Consider the following 18130-nt stretch of genomic DNA (forward strand, 5'->3'; position numbering starts at 1 on the left):
TTTTATTCCAACCTCCTCTATTCTTCCTTATCAACCCCATGATTGTATGCATATTCAAGGGCTTCTATCTGCATATTCTTCAATAAATCTTTGTAATAACCTCCTTTATTCTGCAAATCTTCTACCCTTTCAATAACATCCATGGCTATGCTATAACGATCTATCTGGTTCAATATAGCAAGTTGAAGGGGTGTGGTTATACCTCCTCTTCCTTTTAAGAAAGGTGCAAGATATCCAGCATCTATTCCTATTTTTCTATTTTCCCTATATCCTCTCACATGAATATTTCTATGATTATTTCTCCTATAGGTTAACCTATGTATAAGCCATGGATAACCATGGAAGTTAAATATTATAGGTTTGTCTTTTGTAAAGTAAGAATCAAACTCTTTATCTGTCAGTCCATCTGGATGCTCTGTATTAGGTGTAAGAGTAAAAAGGTTTACCACATTTACAAATCTTATCTTTAGATAAGGGAAAAACTCTTTTAAAAGCTTAACAGCATAGATAGCCTCTTTAGTTGGGATATCACCACAACTTGCAATAACAACATCAGGATCTTCTTCTGGATGATTACTTGCAAAATCCCATATTCCAATACCTTTCATAGCATGTTTAAAGGCATCATCCATAGAAAGATATTGAGGATGTTTTTGTTTATCTATGACTATAATATTTATTCTATTAGTGGTTTGGAAACAATGCCATACGGTACAAAGTAATGTGTTGGCATCTGGGGGGAAGTATACTCTTACCACATTAGGCCACTTATCCACAATAGATGTTATAAATCCTGGATCCTGGTGAGTAAAACCATTATGATCTTGTCTCCATACTACAGAGGTTAATAATAGATTCAATGAAGAGATAGGAGCTCTCCAAGGTACATCAGAAGAGATATCAAGCCATTTTCCAAATTGATTTACCATGGACGAGATTATGGGGGCAAATCCCTCATATGTATTTAAAAATCCATGTCTTCCAGTAAGAAGATACCCTTCAAGCCATCCCTCCAAGGTATGTTCTGAAAGCATTTCCATAGTTCTTCCAAATGGTGTAAGATATCCTTCATCCTCATCTTCAGAAAGAATCTTCCCCATAAAAACCTTTCCATATTCAAATACTGCATCTAATCTGTTTGATTTTGTTTCATCAGGTCCAAAGACCCTAAAATTATCTGGATTCAATCTTATAACTTCCCTTAAAAACACACCTAAAGGACGTGTATTTTCTGCCTTATCCTCAAAGGGTTTATCCACCCCCACTGCATAATCCTTAAGATTGGGAAGTTTTAATTCTTTTCTCAATAATCCACCATTAGCATATGGGTTAGCACTCATTCTTCTCTCTCCAGATGGGGCTATCTCCCTTAAATCTTCCCTAAGCTTACCATCAGGAGTAAATAATTTTTCAGGTTCATAACTTCTCAGCCAAGCCTCCAAAACCTTCAAACTTTCAGGATTTTCCTTTGCATCAGAAAAAGGCACTTGATGAGCTCTCCAATATCCCTCAATATAGTGTTTTCCAACCTTCCTTGGAGCAGTCCAACCCTTTGGAGTCTTTAAAATAATCATAGGCCAGTAAGGTCTAAATGGCTTATTCTGAGATCTGGAAGTATCCCATATATTCAGGATTTTTTCTATACAAGAATCCATAGTCTTTGCCATCTTCTCATGTACTTCAAGAGAATCTTCCCCTTCCACAAGATATGGTTCATATCCATAGCCTTTAAAAAGATTTAAAAGCTCTTCATTATCTATTCTCGCCAAAATAGTAGGATTATTTATCTTATATCCATTAAGAAGTAATACTGGGAGTACTGCTCCATCCTTAACAGGGTTTAAAAATTTATTTGAATGCCAACTGGTGGCAAGAGGACCAGTTTCTGCCTCACCATCACCTACCACAGTAATGGCTATAAGATCTTTATGATCAAAAACAGCACCATAAGCGTGAGACAAACTATAACCAAGCTCTCCACCCTCTTGTATAGATCCAGGAAGTTCTGGAGTACAATGGCTACCAAGACCTCCCGGAAATGAAAAGGCTTTAAAAAGATTTTTCATACCCTCTTCATCTTGACTAAACTGAGAATAAAGTTCACTTATAGTTCCTTCTAAATATGCTGGTGCAATAACACCTGGTGCTCCATGTCCAGGACCTGCAATAAATATACAATTAAGATCATATTTTTTTATTACCCTATTACCATGAACATATACAAAGGAAAGTCCAGGACTTGCCCCCCAATGTCCAAGAAGCCTCTCCTTTATATGCTCAGGTTTTAATGGTTCCTTTAAAAGAGGATTATCAAGAAGATAAATCATCCCAGCTGAAATATAACAGCAAGCTCTCCAATACTCGTTTAACTTTTCAATCATAATATCAACTCCTTTCTTAAATTTTTAATCAGCCCCTCCACCACCGCCCCCACCTCCTCCACCTCCTCCAGAAGAAGAGGAGGAAGATGTAGAGGAAGCTACACTACTTGAAAAGGCATTGCTAAAACTCTCAAGAGAAGAACTAAAACTTTGAATAGAATCTGATAAGCCCGTTATACTCCCTGCATAAGCGGGAGCATACCATGTTATCTGATCTACAGGGATACTTAACATCTGCATTGCCTTTAAAACTTCCTTAGCAACTCCTAACACAGTACCATAGACCAAATACTTCTCCCAAAGAACTAAAGAAGAGGGTGGTCGCTCTGAGATAAGAGAAAAATCTTTCAAATACCTCTTAAAAGCCTTCCATCTTAAAGCAAGTAATTTCCCTTCAGGAGAATATCTTTGTGCTGAATGCATAAAAATAATAGAAATAACAATGTTTATACCTATAATTAACATTAGCATAAGTATACTCCAAGAGTGTAGTATAGAGGTCAAAATTCCCAAAAAAACCTCTACCACAATCCACAAAATCATTAAGTATAATAATTTTCTTTTTCCTTCATCAATTATCCATTTCTTCTCTTGAAAGACTACTTTTTCTACTTCCTTATCAAAATCTTTCTTGAAACTACTTAAATTTTTTTTCTTTAAATCAGAAACATAGAATTCTTTACCAAACTCTTTAAATTTATTAAGAAGAAGTTTTAATTCTCCAGAAAGATCTTTCTCTACTTCTTTATCCATTATGATGATCTTATAATCTTTATGCTTTATACCTAAAAACCCCTCTTTAATCTCTTCTTTAAATTTGAGATATCCTCTTCTTGCCAGCTCAAGAGTTGAAGCCACAATAGAATCAGGCGAAAGGTTAGATGCTTGATTTAAAAGAGCATCTACCCATGCTGGTGGTATATCTGAAGGTGGCTCTTGCTCATACTCTCTATCATATTGTACCTTAGGCTCCCTTCCATATTTAAAATATATACGAAGAGGTAAAACAAAACCAAGAAGTAAGAATATTACTGACAATATACCAAAGATAATCGTTAAAATAGCTTGTATAAGCTGTTTTCTTTCTTCTTCCTTTTGCCACCTTTCCTCTTCTTTTAAGATTAAATCTTTACCATTTTTAGATATTGACTCAACCTTAAACGGATCCAAATTGGTCAAATAACCTCTTGGAAATACTACTCTTACCTCTACCCATTGATGAGGTGGTATATTTCCAGCATATGCAATTATGCCTCTGTAATCTCTTTTTATTCCTATCTTTCCCTCTATCTTAGGATGGAGCCAATAATTTATATCATTTTTGGATTTTATTTCAGAGGGTAAATTAACTTCTACCCACAAAACTGGAAGTCCTATATCCCAATCTCCTCCCCATACTTTCCAATAGAATTCAGCCACGTCATTATATACTTTTAGGGCATTGGTTAACTTATAGCTTATTACAAAAGTCTTTTCCGTATAATTTGCTCTATAAAACCAACTAATTTTATACTCTTTACTATTCTCAACCACATCAAAAGTAGCTGGAATCCTCTCTGATGTTTCAGGATGATAGGCATAATTCTTTAGAGATCCCCCAACTATCTCACCTACGGATACATCCTCCAAAGTATATTTTCCTCTTGGTATAGTAATCCATGCCCTTGAGAAAGATCCTGAAAAATCATAGGTTAATTGATTTTTAACATCTATCTCTCCACTTGGCAAAATATTGTAATATACTCTTGCTTCTCTTATTCTATATTCCTTTCCATAAGATATGGTAAATAATAAAAGAAGGATTAATAAGAATTTAAAAATCTTATTCATGTCTCCTCCTAAAATTATGTAAAGTTTAACATAATTATAGCATTTTAAAAGGTAAACTTTTGAAGAAAAGAAACTTGATTTCATAAATTTTTATCGATAATTGTAACAAAGATAAAATGTTATAATATGGAATAGTTACGATATTTAGAAAGGAGAATAAAATGAAAAAATTATTGATTACTATTTTAATCCTTACTCTTTTTATTTCCATAAGTTTTTCTGAGATATCAGTTAAAAAGGTATTAAAACTTGAATCCAATATAAATGGAAATAAGTTAGGAGAAGCTGTTAAATTTTATGAAAAGATAGTAACTACTAAAAGCTTTAGTATCAATGTAAAAAAAGAAAATAAAGTTCAATATAAGGTCTGGCAGAAAACTTTTGGTGGGGAAAATGATGATTATGGGTATTCTGTAAAGCAGACAAAAGATGAAGGGTACATCATTGCAGGACATACATGGTCTTTTGGGAATGGGGGGTCTGATTTGTATGTAATGAAGCTTGACAAAAATGGATATACAATTTGGGAAAAAGCTTATGGGGGAAAATCTTGGGATAAAGGAAACTCAATTTATGAAACAACAGATAATGGGTTTATTGCTGTTGGTGGAACAAAATCCGTTGGATCAGGCAATGTTGATTTTTACATAATAAAACTTGATAAAAATGGAAATAAAATTTGGGAAAAAGCTTATGGAGGAAGTAAGAATGAGGAAGCATATTCTGTTCAGCAAACAAAAGATGGAGGATATATTGTTGCAGGTTTAACATATTCCATTGGCTCAGGAGGAAAGGATGTTTACATTATAAAACTTGATAGAAATGGTAATAAAGTTTGGGATAAAACATATGGAGGAAATGGTTGGGATGAAGCCTTTTCAATCCAACAGACAATAGATGGAGGTTATATTGTTGCAGGATTTTCAGATTCATTTGGGGCAGGTAATGGTGATTTTTATATCATAAAGCTAAATAAAAATGGAAGTAAGGAATGGGAAAAAACTTTTGGTGGAAAAAATTATGATGAAGCATATTCTATCCAGCAGACCAAAGATAAAGGATATATTGTTGTAGGTTGGACAGAATCCTTTAGTAAGGGGGGGAGTGATGTTTACATAATAAAGCTTAACGAAAATGGAGACAAAGTTTGGGAAAAAACTTTTGGTGGAAAAAATAATGATTGGGGATTATCAATACAGCAAACAAATGATAGTGGTTATATTGTTGCAGGGGTTACTGAATCTTTTGGGTTTGGTGGAAAGGATGTTTACATTATAAAACTTAATAAAAATGGGAATAAAGCCTGGGAAAAAACTTATGGAGGAATAGATCGTGATGAGGCACTTTCTATCTGGCAAACATGTGATGGGGGATATATTATAGCAGGATTTACATTGTCTTTTGGATCAGGAGGATATGATGTTTATGTGATAAAAATAAATGAAGAAGGTAACACAGGACCATATCCACAGTAATATGTTTATCCAAAAAAATTTTGAAACCATGTATTTTTCCCAAAAAGACAACATAAGAGTGGTAGAGCTTAAAGGTAATCCCTATGAGATAGGCTATCAGCATGGAATAGCTCTTAAAGACGAGATTCAATATTTTAATGATAACTTTGAGAATTTAATATGTCTTTTTCAAGGCAAGATAAAAGGGAAATTATTTTATAGATTAATGCTTAAAACTGCAAAAGATTTTGAGAAAAAGATACTTAATTTTTACCCTGAATCCAAGGAATTTTTTGAAGAAATGAAGGGAATTTCTGATGCCAGCCATGTACCCTATGAAAAAATTCTTCTTTTCAATCTTACCGATGAAATATCTACTTACTATATTGGTAAAAGCATGAGAAAAAGCTGTTCATCCTTTGTTTTTAGAAATAAAGATGGAAGTTTAATTATAGGAAGAAATCTCGATTATGGGGTATTCATAGATGAACTTCCATTATGCACTACTATTTTTAAATATTACCCAGAAAAAGGAAATTCCTTTATAGCTATTTCTTGGCCTGCCCTTGTTGGGTCTTATACTGGTATATCAGACAATTTATTCGTTTCAATAAATGTATCCCAAAGTAAAAGAAAAGAGATGGGAGCTCCAGAATTTCTCCTAACCCGCAAAATAATTCAATATTCTAATAACTTAGATGATCCTTTAATAAATGCTCCATATACTTTTCAAGGATTAAATGTACTTGTCTCAGATAAAAATAATGCAGTTATTCTTGAAATAAGTCCAAAGATGAAATACATAAGGGATTTAAGGGATAAAGGCTTCCTAATAGCTACAAATCACTATCAACATCCTGAAATGATATCAGAACAAGCACAAAAACTTGTTGAAGAAATGCCTATCCCTCTTAAAGATGGGTCTTATGTTCACCAGATAGATACAAGGGAAAGGGAGAAAATAATAAGAGAAAAAATAGAAAAAGTTAATAATATAGATGTGGAATACGCCAAAGAAATTCTTAAAAGTGTAAGTACGAGGTTAACATTACAAAGTATTATTTATTTACCAAGAGAAAGAAAATTATTTATAGCCCAAAACATTAAATCTCCGGTAACTTATGGAACATGGGAGGAATTTAATATATGAACCTAAAATTAATAATAAAAGTTTTTCTTCTTTCAATAACACCCATTGGAGAATGCAGAGTTTCCATACCATATGGAATATATAATGGGCTTTCTCCTTGGGAAACTTTTTTAATAAGCTTTTTAGGAAATACATTAATGGGTATAGCGATATATTTTACTATTGATTTTATAAGTAGGGCTCTCCTTAGTAGAGAGCCCTTAAAAAGTTATTATGAAAGATTTTTAAAAAGAAAATTGAGAAAGCTAAAAATATATCCATCTGGCCTTGTTTTTTCATTGGTAATTTTTATAGGAATTCCTCTTCCTGGAACAGGAGCTTTTACTGGTGCCATATTAGCCAGAGTCTTAGGCCTAAATTTTAAAGAAGCCTTTTTTACCATAACCTTAGGTGTTATATTTGCAAGTTGCATTGTATCAATGCTTACCCTATTTAGTAATATAATTTTTTAAATCATTCTATTTCATTAAGTCTAAAGTAGAACCTAACTACTGATTTTGCATTTGGAATTTGACCCGCAAATATATAGTTTTCCAATCTCTTCTTCCAAGAATTTATTTTTTCTTCTCCTTTTTCCAAAAGAGAAAGGTTATCTCCAATTTTCTTCTTCATAGTTTTCAAATTTTTCTCCACTTCAACAAGTCCTAAAAGCTTTTTCCCCTCAATTTCTCCCCCATAAAGCATTATATTTAACATATTCTCAATATTCTGAATACCTTGCAAAGAAGTCCCAATTATGTCCATAGCCTTTTTACTTTGAAAAGCAAGATCCCCAATAAAATCTCCAATGTTTTTTATATCATCTGAGAAACTATTAGTCTCTATCTCTTTCTTAACCTCTTCCGCCATCATCAATGCCTTTTTCCAATCTTCATCATTACTACTTTCTGCTTTCCCCTTTATAAATCCATATAAATTATTAAAGCTTTTGGGATACTCTTTTAAATTTTTTGATATTAAATAGGCTTTATTTTGATTAGCCATAAGGGTAAAGGGCAAAGTAAGGTATTCTTGTGGAATAATTGGAGTATTTTTCTCTATACCTTCAAGGATTCCTTTAAGAATTTTTTGATGAGCTTGATTAAGTAAAAGAAAGCCTTCAATTCCCTCATTAATAGATTTAAGTTGCTCTTTCATTGATAAATCAACTGGAGGAAGGGATGGAAGTGCAGTGAAGGTAATAGCAGGTACCTTCAATTTTTTACCTCTCAAAGAAAGCCTTAATTTTGCATCAGGAATAGGATATGTAAAACCTGTAAGCCTAACTGTTTTCCCCAATACCATTATCATAAAATCATTGGGATTCCTAAGTACAAAATCATCGGCAGAAAACTCAGTAGACATTACTACTCTTAAAGGAATATCTTCATTAGGTTTCATATAAATCTCTATATCTAAATCTCCTGATTTCCCTAAAAAATCCCTTGGTTGTACTAATTTTCCATTATATTTATAAGTAATCTTAAAATCTAAAGGAACCTTTTTATTAACTTCTCCTGTTAAATATATATTCTTATTGTCAGAAGATTCTCCATAAATCACTATGTTACCCTTTTCTACCTTCATTTTTAGATCGTTAGTGTGCAACTTTACATTTTTAATATATTTTCCATCTTTTATGATATTAAAATTTCCCTTTCCTTCTATACTAATCCAATTTACAAGATCTACCCTTTTAGCTTTACCTTCAGCTCCAAGAAGGACATAAATGGTTTCATCATTTTTAATCTCTAAAGAATGTCCCAAAGAAATACTAAAAATTATACCCATCAATATTAATATGATAATTCCTCTTTTCACCTTCTCTCCTCCTTCCTTATAAAACCTAATTTATCAAGAAAAGAATCCAAAGTTACAAGGATAGGGACCACTAATAAGGTTACAAATAATACACTAATAATAGCTCCTCTGCTGACAAGCATAGCTAAATTCTTTGCCATAAAAATATCAGAAAAAATACCTAAAGGAAAGGAGATTAAAAACATGGTACCTGCACTAATTATGATACTATTTATACCTTCAAAGGCAAAATGGGCAGAGGTAATTCTATCAAACCCTTTTCTCTTTGCTTCCAAATATCTAGAGGTTAAAAGCACAGCATAATCTATAGTTGCTCCAAGTTGGATAGCCCCTATAAAAAGATTAGAAGAGAAAAAGATAAAACCATATGTTAGGTAATCTATAAGAAGATTAATCGTTATGGCAATCTCTATAACAAGAACAAGAAGGATGGGAATAGGTAAGGAAAGAAAAGAGAAAGCTACAACCATAAAAATAGCTATTGTAGATATAACGTTTATCTTATTTAAGTCATTAGTGGTTACATCTTTAAGATCATAATTTAAAACAGGAATTCCTGTAAAAGTAACATTATATCTTTTTTCTATTTTTTCTCTCATTCTTTCTATAAAATCATAAGATTCTGGGGAACCATAGGAAAAATTTGCATCTAAAGATAGATAAGAAACTCCATCCTTAAAGAAACTTTTCTTCACACTTTCTGGCACCATATAATCTGGCAGTAATAGATCTACCATTTCATAGTACCCCATGATACCTGTCACGTAAGGTTCTTTCTTTAATACTTTTATAATTTCTTGCCAATTATCTGGTGATTCTTTACCTATAACAAAAATGGTAGACTTTTTTTCAAATATGTCTTCTAACTTTCTTTGTCCTATCATGGAAGGTATATTTTCTGGAAGTCCTCTTAAAAGCTTATAATCTACAGGAAACTTAGGAATAATAAAAAGGGAAAAAGCACCAATAAGAAATATAACAAATATTACAGGCCTCCATCTTATTACAAAATTGAATAACTTTTCTCCAGGTACTCTTAAGACCCACCTCTTAGAACTTGACCATTTATGATGAAATTCATATAGGAGTACAGGAAGAATAGTAAGAGAAGAAATAAAAGATACCAATACACCTCTTGTCAAAATAAATCCAAGATCTTTACCGAGCCCAAATCTCATATAAGTCATAGCAAGAAAACCAGCCATAGTAGTAGCTGAACTTGCCACAATACTTGTAGCTGTAGTTCTAACTGCTTCCCATCCTGCTTCTCCCTTACTTTTTGTTTTTGATTCTTCCTCATATCTATGGTACAAAAATATGGCATAATCCATAGTAACACCAAGTTGTAAAATTCCCACAATCATCCGAGATATAAAACTTATCTCTTGCCCTAAAAGAGTAGAGATGGCAGTATTTATAAGAATAGAAAGAAAGATGGTATAGTAGATAAGAACGGGTACATACATTGAGGGTACAAGGAAAAATAAGAATATTATGACCAATATACTACCAATAAGAAGATAACGAATGGTTTCTCTTTGAGTTAAATTGCTTAAATCTTGAGCAATAACCGCATTACCTGTAAAATAGCTTCCCTTTGGAAGAATCAAATTTATCTCTTTTATTGCTGATTTTGTTAAAGGACTCTGGGAGGATTCTATAAACTCAACTTTCAAAAATGTATATCCCTCTTTTATAAACTTATCTTTTATATTTTGATCCCAAAAATAATCAGGCAAAAAAATATCTTGAAAATCTGAAATCCATGAAACCTTTGATACTCCTTTTATTTGAGACACCTTTTTCTTTAAAGAATCCACATCATAGGGATTATTAAAACGAAGTAATATAAATGCTTCTTCACCCAGTTTAAAGGTACTACGCAGTTCATTTAAAGCATTAACTGAAGGAAGGTTCTTTGGAAGTAGAGAATAAATGTCATAGTTTACCTTAATATTTAAACTAAGATAAAAGGACAAAATAAATAATACCAATGATAAAATGGCTATAATCTTGGAATGTCTAAAACAAAAAAGATAAATCCTTTTCATAACTCTCCCTCCTCATAAATTCCCAGAATTCTTTTAGTAATCAGAAGGATGAAATCCATAATTCCTTTAACATAACTACTTTCAATCTCAAGATTTTCATGCAAAAGACCATAAACCCCATAAAGTATAAATACTGCACATCTTTTGGAATCAAGCTGAGGATCTTTTTTTATTTTCTCAATAAGTTGAGAAAATGGCTCTATTAATTTATCCAATATTTCAAACGATATCTTAACCCTTAATGGAAAATATTGAGGACTATAATAGATCTTAGAAAAGGATCTTAAATCCTCAAAAGCCTTTATCACTGAGCTTACAATCTTATTGTATTTATCCACTAAAGAGATTCTTTCATCTTTAAGTATTTCTATAAGTCCCTTTATATAATTCTCCACATAATACTTTATTGCTTCCTCAAAAATCTCTTCTTTTGAAGAAAAGTAATAATAAAACATACCAGGAGAACCCTTAACTTCTCTCAATATATCCCTTATGGATGTTTTTTCATAGCCCTTCTTGAGAAAAAGGCGAAGAGCAGTTTCAATAAGTTCTTTCTTTCTTATTTCAGGATCTTTACTTATTCTCATATTTATTCCCCACTATTGAACGAACGTCGTTCTGTTTATTATAAAAAAGATAAATTCTTTATGTCAATAAAATTATGGACATAAATAAATATTAAATGGCCTCTTTTTTAGGTTTATAAAAACTCCAAAATAGATAGATTATAAGAGCTATAAAAACTAAAATAGAAGGTAGTTGAAAACCATAAAAAGCTAATATTATAGAAAAAGCAAGAATAAATCTATAATATGAAAATACCTTTAAAGATGATTTTTTCACATAATTTAAAAGAATATGAATACTGAAGATTCCTACAACAAAGGATACTAAAGCTCCGTATAAGATATATGTAAACTCCCCTGTTTGGTTACCTTTAAAAAGGTCTATAAACTTAAAGAATACCGCCCCACCTATTAAAGGAAGGGACATATAAAAAGAGAATTTTGTAGCTTCATCTCTTCTTAATCCTACATACATTCCACCTGATATAGATGAACCAGACCTTGAAACTCCAGGAAAGAGTGCAAATACTTGCCAAACTCCAATAATTATAGCCTTTTTTATATCTAAATCTTTAAGTTCCAAGGGCTTACTTTTATATCTTTCCAATAGGAGAAAGATAATACCAAAGACTACTACTCCCACCAAAATAATCCATATTGCAAAAGGATAAGTTTGAGGCTCTGAAATTTTCTCCACAAAAGGATCTAATAAAATCCCAAAAATACCAGCTGGAATAGTGGCAAGAATTATAAGTCCAAGAATTTTCCTTTTTTCTCCCCCTTTAAATATGGCAATTAAAAACTCTATCCAATCTTTTATAAAATATAAAAATACAGCAAGAAAAGTACCAAGATGTAATCCCACATTAAAAGTTAGCCCAAAATCGGGTACCTTAAATAAATAAGGAATTAAAATCAAATGAGCGGTACTACTTATGGGTAAAAATTCTGTTATTCCTTGGACAATACCTAAAATTATTACCCAAAATTCCATAAAAACCTCCTATTTACCAACACAGAAGTTTTCAAATATCTTATCCACAATATCTAAGGATACTTCCTCACCTAACATATTCCCTAATGATCTTTCAATATCATAAAGAAAAGACCCAAGTATATCAATAGCATTAAAATTTTTCAAGGTTTTTATTGACTCATCTATTAAGTTATTTATTTTTTTTAGCTCTTCTTTGTGATATATATTTAGAAACAATCCATCTATAGATTCTTCTGCAATTATATATTCTTTAAGCTTCTCTTCTAATCTATCAATACCTATATTATTTTTAGCAGACACGTATACCCTTTCTATATTCTCAGGGAAAAAGGATAGATCAATTTTCAAAGGTAAGTCTATTTTATTGATAACTAACAAAACTTTCTTATTTTCATAACTCATTATCCCTTGAAAAAGATTCTTTTCTTCCTCAGTAATTTCAAGACTTCCATCAAGTACAAAAAGAATAATATTTGATTTTTCAAGGATCTTTTTAGTTTTTTCCATTCCCAATTTATCCAATATATCACGGGGAATAGAAAGACCCGCAGTATCATAAATTTTTATAAGATAACCAGATAAATAAATCTCTCCTTCGATATAATCCCTTGTAGTACCTGGTATTGGTGTTACTATTGCCCTATCTTCCCTCACTAAAGAATTAAAAAGGCTTGACTTTCCCACATTTGGCTTTCCTACTAATATAACTTTATAGCCTTCTTTAATTAAATCACCTTTCTCCCCCTTTAATAAAAGTTCCTCTACCTCTTTTTTAATCTCTTCCAATATTCTTATCCACTCTGATTTCTCCTTCTCTTCCACATCCTCAGGAAAATCTATGGAGGCTTCCAATTGTACTCTTAAAAATTCTACTCTATCTTTTAATTCTCTTATCCTTTTGGAAGTGTCACCTTCCAATTTTGATAGAGCTATCCTCAATGACGTTTTACTTTCTGCCCTTATAATTTCATTTATGCTTTCTGCTTGGAGAAGATCAATCTTTCCATTTAAAAAGGCTCTTTTGGTAAATTCACCTTTTTCTGCTATTCGAGCACCTTCATTAATGATAATCTTTAAAACTTCTTCAAGAATAATAGGACTCCCATGGGTAAATATCTCTACCATATCCTCGCCTGTATAGGAATTTGGACCTTTGTAAACAGCTAAAAGTACCTCATCAATGAACTCATCATTATAGTAGATTCTTCCATAATGTAAAGTATGAGAAGGTACTTTTTCAAGATCCTTCTCTCTGATAGGTAAAAAAATTTTCTTGGCAATTCCTATAGCCTGTGGTCCACTTATTCGGATTATCCCAATAGCACTATAACCAAGAGGGGTAGCTATAGCTGTAATTGTATCTTTCATTTTTCCTTAGGTGCTATAACCACATACCTATATGGATCTTCTCCTTCACTATATGTAATTACATCAGGATCATTTTGCAAAGTTAAGTGAATTATTCTTCTTTCTTTTGGAGTCATAGGTTTTAGTTTGTACTCTTTCTTTTCTTTTTTTACCTTAGCAGCTATCTTCCTTGCCAACTCTTCTAAATACTTTTCTCTCCTTTCTCTATAATGATCAATATCCAAGGTAATAATATCGGTTATCTGCATTTTAGAGGCATAAAGACGGATTATATACTCTAAGGATGAAAGTGTTCTTCCTGCAGGACCAATTAATTCTCCTAAATTATCCCCTTCAATACTTATTTTTATATTCCCCTCTTCCTTTAATATCTTTATTTTGGCTTTAACATTTAACATTTTTAAGATTTCTTTTATAAAATTCCTTAATATATCTTCAGGAATTTCCTTTATCCAAGCATATATGCGAAAAGGCCTTGCTCCTATCCCTAAAATTCCTTCTCTTCCATACTCAATAATTTTATAATCTATCTTATCAAGAGGAACTTCCAAAATCTCTTTAGCCTTGAGAAGAGCATCTTCTAAGGTCTTGCCCTCTATCTCAATCTCCTTCATATCAGTATTAGCCCTCCTTATGGAGCCTAAATACTATATACTGTTGCAGTAACTGGAATAAACTAGATACAAGCCAATAAAGCATCACACCAGCAGGTACTTTATAAAGCAGAAACATTCCAGTAAAAAGTAAGGTTGTAAAGATATTCATAATTTGCTGCTGTCTCTTTTGCTCTGGTGTTGAAGACAAAGAAGACAATATCCCAGAAAAATAAGTTACAATAGCCATGATAATCAAAAGAAGATAGTCTGGCTTAGTGAGATCTGACATCCATAAAAAACTGGGAGTTACAGTATACTTATAATTCAATAAAAGCTGGTACAAAGCAATAAGAATTGGAAATTGGATAAGAAGAGGTAAACACCCCATCATCGGGTTAATTCTATACTGCTGATAAAGTATCATAATCTGCTTATTCATTTCTTGAGGATCATCTTTAAATTTCTCCTGAATCTTTTTTATCTCAGGCTGTATTTTTTGCTGAAGATATATACTTCTTAATTGGGCATGAGTTAATGGATATAAAATAATCCTTACAAGAATCACTAAAAATATTATGGCAACCCCATAATTCCCAGTCCAACTATAAAAAAGCTCCAAAAGATATCCTAAACCATTTGCTAAAGCATTTATCATTTATTTATTCCTCCTTTGCAATTTCAATTCTAATAATTCTTCTTTTGTAGGTACAGGATCATAACCACCCGGATTAAAAGGATGACACCTCAAAATTCTCTTTATAGCAAGAATACTCCCCTCAAAAACCCCAAACCTTTCTATGGCTTCTAAGGCGTAGGAAGAACATGTGGGATAAAAACGACAGGAAGAAGGTAAAATAGGAGATATAAATCTTTTATATATTTTTATAACTAAAACTAACAATTTCTTAAGCATCCCTTAAAATACCAGCTTTTATCCATATATTTAATAGCATATCCTTCATTTTATGATAATTAATATTTTCTATATTTTCTCCTGGCTTAACTATTACAAGAATCTCTGCATCATCACTTAAGTAAGGTCTATGAAGTCTATATACTTCTCTTATAAGTCTCTTTATTCTATTCCTAACAACTGCAGGCCCTACTTTTTTACTTACACTTATCCCTATTCTTCTTTTTTCTCCTCTTCTTATATAAACAACAAAATTCTTAGAGAGGGAATAAGGTCTTCCCTCTCTTAAAATACGTAAAAAATCTTCTTGTCTTTTTAACCTTTCTTCTTTTGGAAATGAATAAAGTCTCAATTATACTGTTAATCTCTTTCTTCCCTTCGCTCTTCTTCTTTTTATAACTCTTCTACCACCGGGAGTTCTCATACGGGCAAGAAAACCATGGACTCTTTTTCTATGATGTTTTTTAGGCTGATAAGTCCTCTTCATTCCTTACCCTCTCCTTTTCTTTAAAAATTTCTGTATTTCTAGGGATACAAAGTAATACTAACAAAAAAGGCTTTTATCGTCAAGGTAAAAACTCGGGAATGTATTTCTTTCCTCCTTTTATAATCTTAAATTCCTCGGGTAAAGAATTGATATTATTTAATATTCTCTTTCTAATATTATCTGTCTCTTCAAAGTCTCTTATGATCTTACCTTGAGATATAAGAGGCTTTAAAAGAGGCTTTTTACCAGGAAGTAATTCTGAAGTATGAAGTCTTACAGTATCGTTAAAATTTTCACTTCTCTGAACCTGTTTTGCACCTGGCATATTACCCACTTTAGCAATTGGGTTCCCATCTACTTCTACGATTTTTAATGCAAAATCTATAACTGGAGCATTAGCTACCCTTGTTCCAATTCCAAAGGCATCTACCAAGTCTCTGTATTTTTCTACTTCATACTCATCAAGACCCCCACTCAAAAATATCTGAATATTATTATAACCTCTTCTTGCAAATTCCCATCTAATATCTTTTATAAGATAAGAAAAATCTTTACTATCTATTCTTATACCTTGAAGCCTATCTTTCAAAGCTTCCAAAGCATTTAATGCACCTATAGTAGGAGAACCATAGGTATCTACAAGGGCAATTCTTGGTATTTTAGGATCTACATATTGATCAAAAGCTGAAAAAGCTTCTTTTTCGTCTCCTATAATCAAAATTAATGCATGAGGCATAGTGCCAACAGGAGTTTTATAAATATACTTTGCCCCTAACACATTAGATACTCCATCAAATCCAGACACATATGTGGCATACTCTACTACTGGAGCTAAAAATGGATGTTGTCTTCTAGTCCCAAAACTATATATCTTTTTATTTCCTGCTGCAATTCTTACACGAGCTGATTTTGTTGCAATACCTGACATAAAACAGATAAACCCTAATATAGCAGTTTCATATCGAGCAAAATCTCTATATTTTCCCCTTATTTGGAGCACAGGCTCATAAGGGAAGAATATCTCTCCCTCTTCCATGGAATAAACATCTACTGGAAGGCCTTCTAAAAGCTTCGCTACTTCATATATTCCAAGAACTATTCCAAAGTGATAATTTTCATCAGGAAAACTTTTTGTAAAAAGTTCCATTACTACTTGAGGATTTTTGCTTAAACCATCTAATACCTCTTCAGTCCTTAAAAAATAGGCATCAGTACATAAACCATTCTTTATTTCTTCTGGTCTTGCAATCAAAAATTCTTTCAATTTATCTCCTCCCATTTTTCTATAAATTCTTGAGTTGTATATATCTTTGCATTATGAATATCTTTCATATATTTTAAAGCTCTTTCATGCTCTTCGGGGACAAAAGATGCTGTGGCATCTGAAATAACAATCACCTCAAATCCTCTAAAAAAGGCATCAGCAGAATTGTGAAGTACACATATATGGGTGCTTGTACCTGTAAGTATCACTGTATCCACATTATGTTTCTTTAAAACATCTTCAAGATCTGTTTTATAAAAACCGCTATAAACTTTCTTATTTATTACATAATCTTGAGGAGAAGGGGCAAGTTCAGGTATTATCTCAGAACCTTTATCTCCTTCCATAGCATGTTTTCCCCATAAGGAAAGCTCTTTATCCTCCTCAGAATGAGAATCTCTTAAATAGATAACAGGTATATTTTTCTCATGAGCTTTTTCAATAAGAAGCTTAATATTAGGAACTATCTCTTGAGCATATGGATTACCAAACTTTCCTGTAACAAAATCTACTACCATATCCACTATAATTAAAGCAGGACGCATCATACTCCCCCTTTCTATTCTCTTTGATTTCTATTATAACAATAACAATAAAAAATATAAATAAAGAAGGAAGGCCTCTATAGACCTTCCTTCAAGAATGATCTAAAAATTAGAAAATTAAAATCCTATTTCTTCCCCTTCATGAAATACCAAATAAGAAGAATAATCACAATAACTATCAACACCCACCAATACCACGCCATCTTATTTTTCCCCCCTTTCTATAAGTACTAACTATAAATAAGTTTATTCCTTTTCTTCCCATATGTCAACCCACACTTTTCTATACCTTGGTCCATCAAACTCCGCAAGAAAGACTCCTTGCCAAGTTCCAAGATTAAGCTTACCCTCCCTTACAAATAGAAAGGTATTTGTCCCTACAATAGTACTCTTAATATGAGCAGGAGAATTTCCTTCAGCATGAGCATAGGGAATGTTAGAGGGAACTATCTTATCATAAGTAGATATAATATCTCTCACCACACTAGGATCATAATTTTCATTTATTAATATTCCTGCTGTAGTATGAGGGACAAAAATGAAACAAATTCCATTTTTTACATTACTTTTCTTTATAGCTTCTTCAATCTTATCTGTTATATCTACAAGAGCCACCTTTTGAGGAGTAGATACGGAGATTTCGTAAAACATAAGCCTGCTTTCCTCCCTTCTTTTTATTTTTCCTATTTTTTCATTATAATAAATATTAGGAAGATTTAGAAATACAA

General features: G+C 32.1%; 18 protein-coding genes. 3 read left to right on the plus strand and 15 right to left on the minus strand.

Going from position 1 to position 18130, the window contains the following annotated elements:
- Positions 1 to 17 precede the first annotated feature (17 nt).
- Together ACY3IT_RS00675 and ACY3IT_RS00680 are read right to left on the minus strand one after the other, a co-directional pair.
- Positions 18 to 2381 carry a phosphoketolase family protein gene (locus ACY3IT_RS00675; RefSeq protein ID WP_463082871.1) on the minus strand — a complete coding sequence of 788 codons (2364 nt, stop codon included), beginning with the start codon at positions 2379 to 2381 and terminating at the stop codon, positions 18 to 20.
- 24 nt (positions 2382 to 2405) lie between these two features.
- Positions 2406 to 4211, minus strand: a complete 1806-nt coding sequence (locus ACY3IT_RS00680) for a DUF2207 family protein (protein WP_463082872.1) — start codon at positions 4209 to 4211, stop codon at positions 2406 to 2408.
- A gap of 161 nt (positions 4212 to 4372) precedes the next feature.
- On the opposite strand from ACY3IT_RS00680, the gene ACY3IT_RS00685 reads away from it, so the two are divergent.
- From ACY3IT_RS00685 to ACY3IT_RS00695, 3 genes are read left to right on the plus strand one after another with little or no spacing between them, the layout of a single operon-like run.
- Positions 4373 to 5686 (plus strand): hypothetical protein, encoded by a 1314-nt coding sequence (locus ACY3IT_RS00685; protein WP_463082873.1) that lies wholly within the window; start codon positions 4373 to 4375, stop codon positions 5684 to 5686.
- Positions 5652 to 6815, plus strand: a complete 1164-nt coding sequence (locus tag ACY3IT_RS00690; protein WP_463082874.1) for a C45 family autoproteolytic acyltransferase/hydolase — start codon at positions 5652 to 5654, stop codon at positions 6813 to 6815. The genes ACY3IT_RS00685 and ACY3IT_RS00690 overlap by 35 nt, the downstream gene beginning before the upstream one ends.
- Positions 6812 to 7267, plus strand: a complete 456-nt coding sequence (locus tag ACY3IT_RS00695; RefSeq protein ID WP_463082875.1) for a COG2426 family protein — start codon at positions 6812 to 6814, stop codon at positions 7265 to 7267. The genes ACY3IT_RS00690 and ACY3IT_RS00695 overlap by 4 nt, the downstream gene beginning before the upstream one ends.
- Position 7268: 1 nt before the next feature.
- Here ACY3IT_RS00695 and ACY3IT_RS00700 read toward each other — a convergent pair whose 3' ends face one another.
- The 13 genes from ACY3IT_RS00700 to ACY3IT_RS00760 form a co-directional block, all read right to left on the minus strand.
- A complete protein-coding gene (locus ACY3IT_RS00700; protein WP_463082876.1) occupies positions 7269 to 8615 on the minus strand; it encodes a hypothetical protein in 1347 nt (448 codons plus the stop codon).
- Positions 8612 to 10666, minus strand: coding sequence for an efflux RND transporter permease subunit (locus tag ACY3IT_RS00705; protein WP_463082877.1), 2055 nt, complete (start codon positions 10664 to 10666; stop codon positions 8612 to 8614). The genes ACY3IT_RS00700 and ACY3IT_RS00705 overlap by 4 nt, the downstream gene beginning before the upstream one ends.
- Positions 10663 to 11253, minus strand: a complete 591-nt coding sequence (locus tag ACY3IT_RS00710; RefSeq protein WP_463082878.1) for a TetR/AcrR family transcriptional regulator — start codon at positions 11251 to 11253, stop codon at positions 10663 to 10665. The genes ACY3IT_RS00705 and ACY3IT_RS00710 overlap by 4 nt, the downstream gene beginning before the upstream one ends.
- A gap of 91 nt (positions 11254 to 11344) precedes the next feature.
- The gene (locus ACY3IT_RS00715; protein WP_463082879.1) at positions 11345 to 12226 is read right to left on the minus strand and encodes an undecaprenyl-diphosphate phosphatase; all 882 of its coding nucleotides are present in this window, start codon (positions 12224 to 12226) and stop codon (positions 11345 to 11347) included.
- Between the two features lie 9 nt (positions 12227 to 12235).
- Entirely contained in the window at positions 12236 to 13597 is a 1362-nt protein-coding gene (gene mnmE, locus ACY3IT_RS00720) for a tRNA uridine-5-carboxymethylaminomethyl(34) synthesis GTPase MnmE (RefSeq protein ID WP_463082880.1), read from the minus strand.
- The gene (gene jag, locus ACY3IT_RS00725; RefSeq protein WP_463082881.1) at positions 13594 to 14211 is read right to left on the minus strand and encodes an RNA-binding cell elongation regulator Jag/EloR; all 618 of its coding nucleotides are present in this window, start codon (positions 14209 to 14211) and stop codon (positions 13594 to 13596) included. Before jag ends, mnmE begins: the two co-directional genes overlap by 4 nt.
- A 7-nt stretch (positions 14212 to 14218) precedes the next feature.
- The gene (locus ACY3IT_RS00730; protein WP_463082882.1) at positions 14219 to 14848 is read right to left on the minus strand and encodes a YidC/Oxa1 family membrane protein insertase; all 630 of its coding nucleotides are present in this window, start codon (positions 14846 to 14848) and stop codon (positions 14219 to 14221) included.
- Positions 14849 to 15106, minus strand: coding sequence for a membrane protein insertion efficiency factor YidD (gene yidD, locus ACY3IT_RS00735; protein ID WP_463082883.1), 258 nt, complete (start codon positions 15104 to 15106; stop codon positions 14849 to 14851).
- Entirely contained in the window at positions 15099 to 15458 is a 360-nt protein-coding gene (gene rnpA, locus ACY3IT_RS00740) for a ribonuclease P protein component (RefSeq protein ID WP_463082884.1), read from the minus strand. The genes yidD and rnpA overlap by 8 nt, the downstream gene beginning before the upstream one ends.
- On the minus strand, positions 15459 to 15593 hold the full coding sequence (gene rpmH, locus ACY3IT_RS00745) for a 50S ribosomal protein L34 (protein ID WP_012547104.1): 135 nt from the start codon (positions 15591 to 15593) through the stop codon (positions 15459 to 15461).
- A gap of 79 nt (positions 15594 to 15672) precedes the next feature.
- Positions 15673 to 16857, minus strand: coding sequence for a nicotinate phosphoribosyltransferase (locus tag ACY3IT_RS00750; RefSeq protein WP_463082885.1), 1185 nt, complete (start codon positions 16855 to 16857; stop codon positions 15673 to 15675).
- Positions 16854 to 17402, minus strand: coding sequence for a cysteine hydrolase family protein (locus ACY3IT_RS00755; protein WP_463082886.1), 549 nt, complete (start codon positions 17400 to 17402; stop codon positions 16854 to 16856). The genes ACY3IT_RS00750 and ACY3IT_RS00755 overlap by 4 nt, the downstream gene beginning before the upstream one ends.
- A gap of 246 nt (positions 17403 to 17648) precedes the next feature.
- Complete coding sequence (locus tag ACY3IT_RS00760; RefSeq protein ID WP_463082887.1) at positions 17649 to 18053, minus strand: secondary thiamine-phosphate synthase enzyme YjbQ; 405 nt, start codon at positions 18051 to 18053, stop codon at positions 17649 to 17651.
- Positions 18054 to 18130: the final 77 nt, after the last annotated feature.

This window comes from Dictyoglomus sp. GBS (assembly GCF_055179815.1).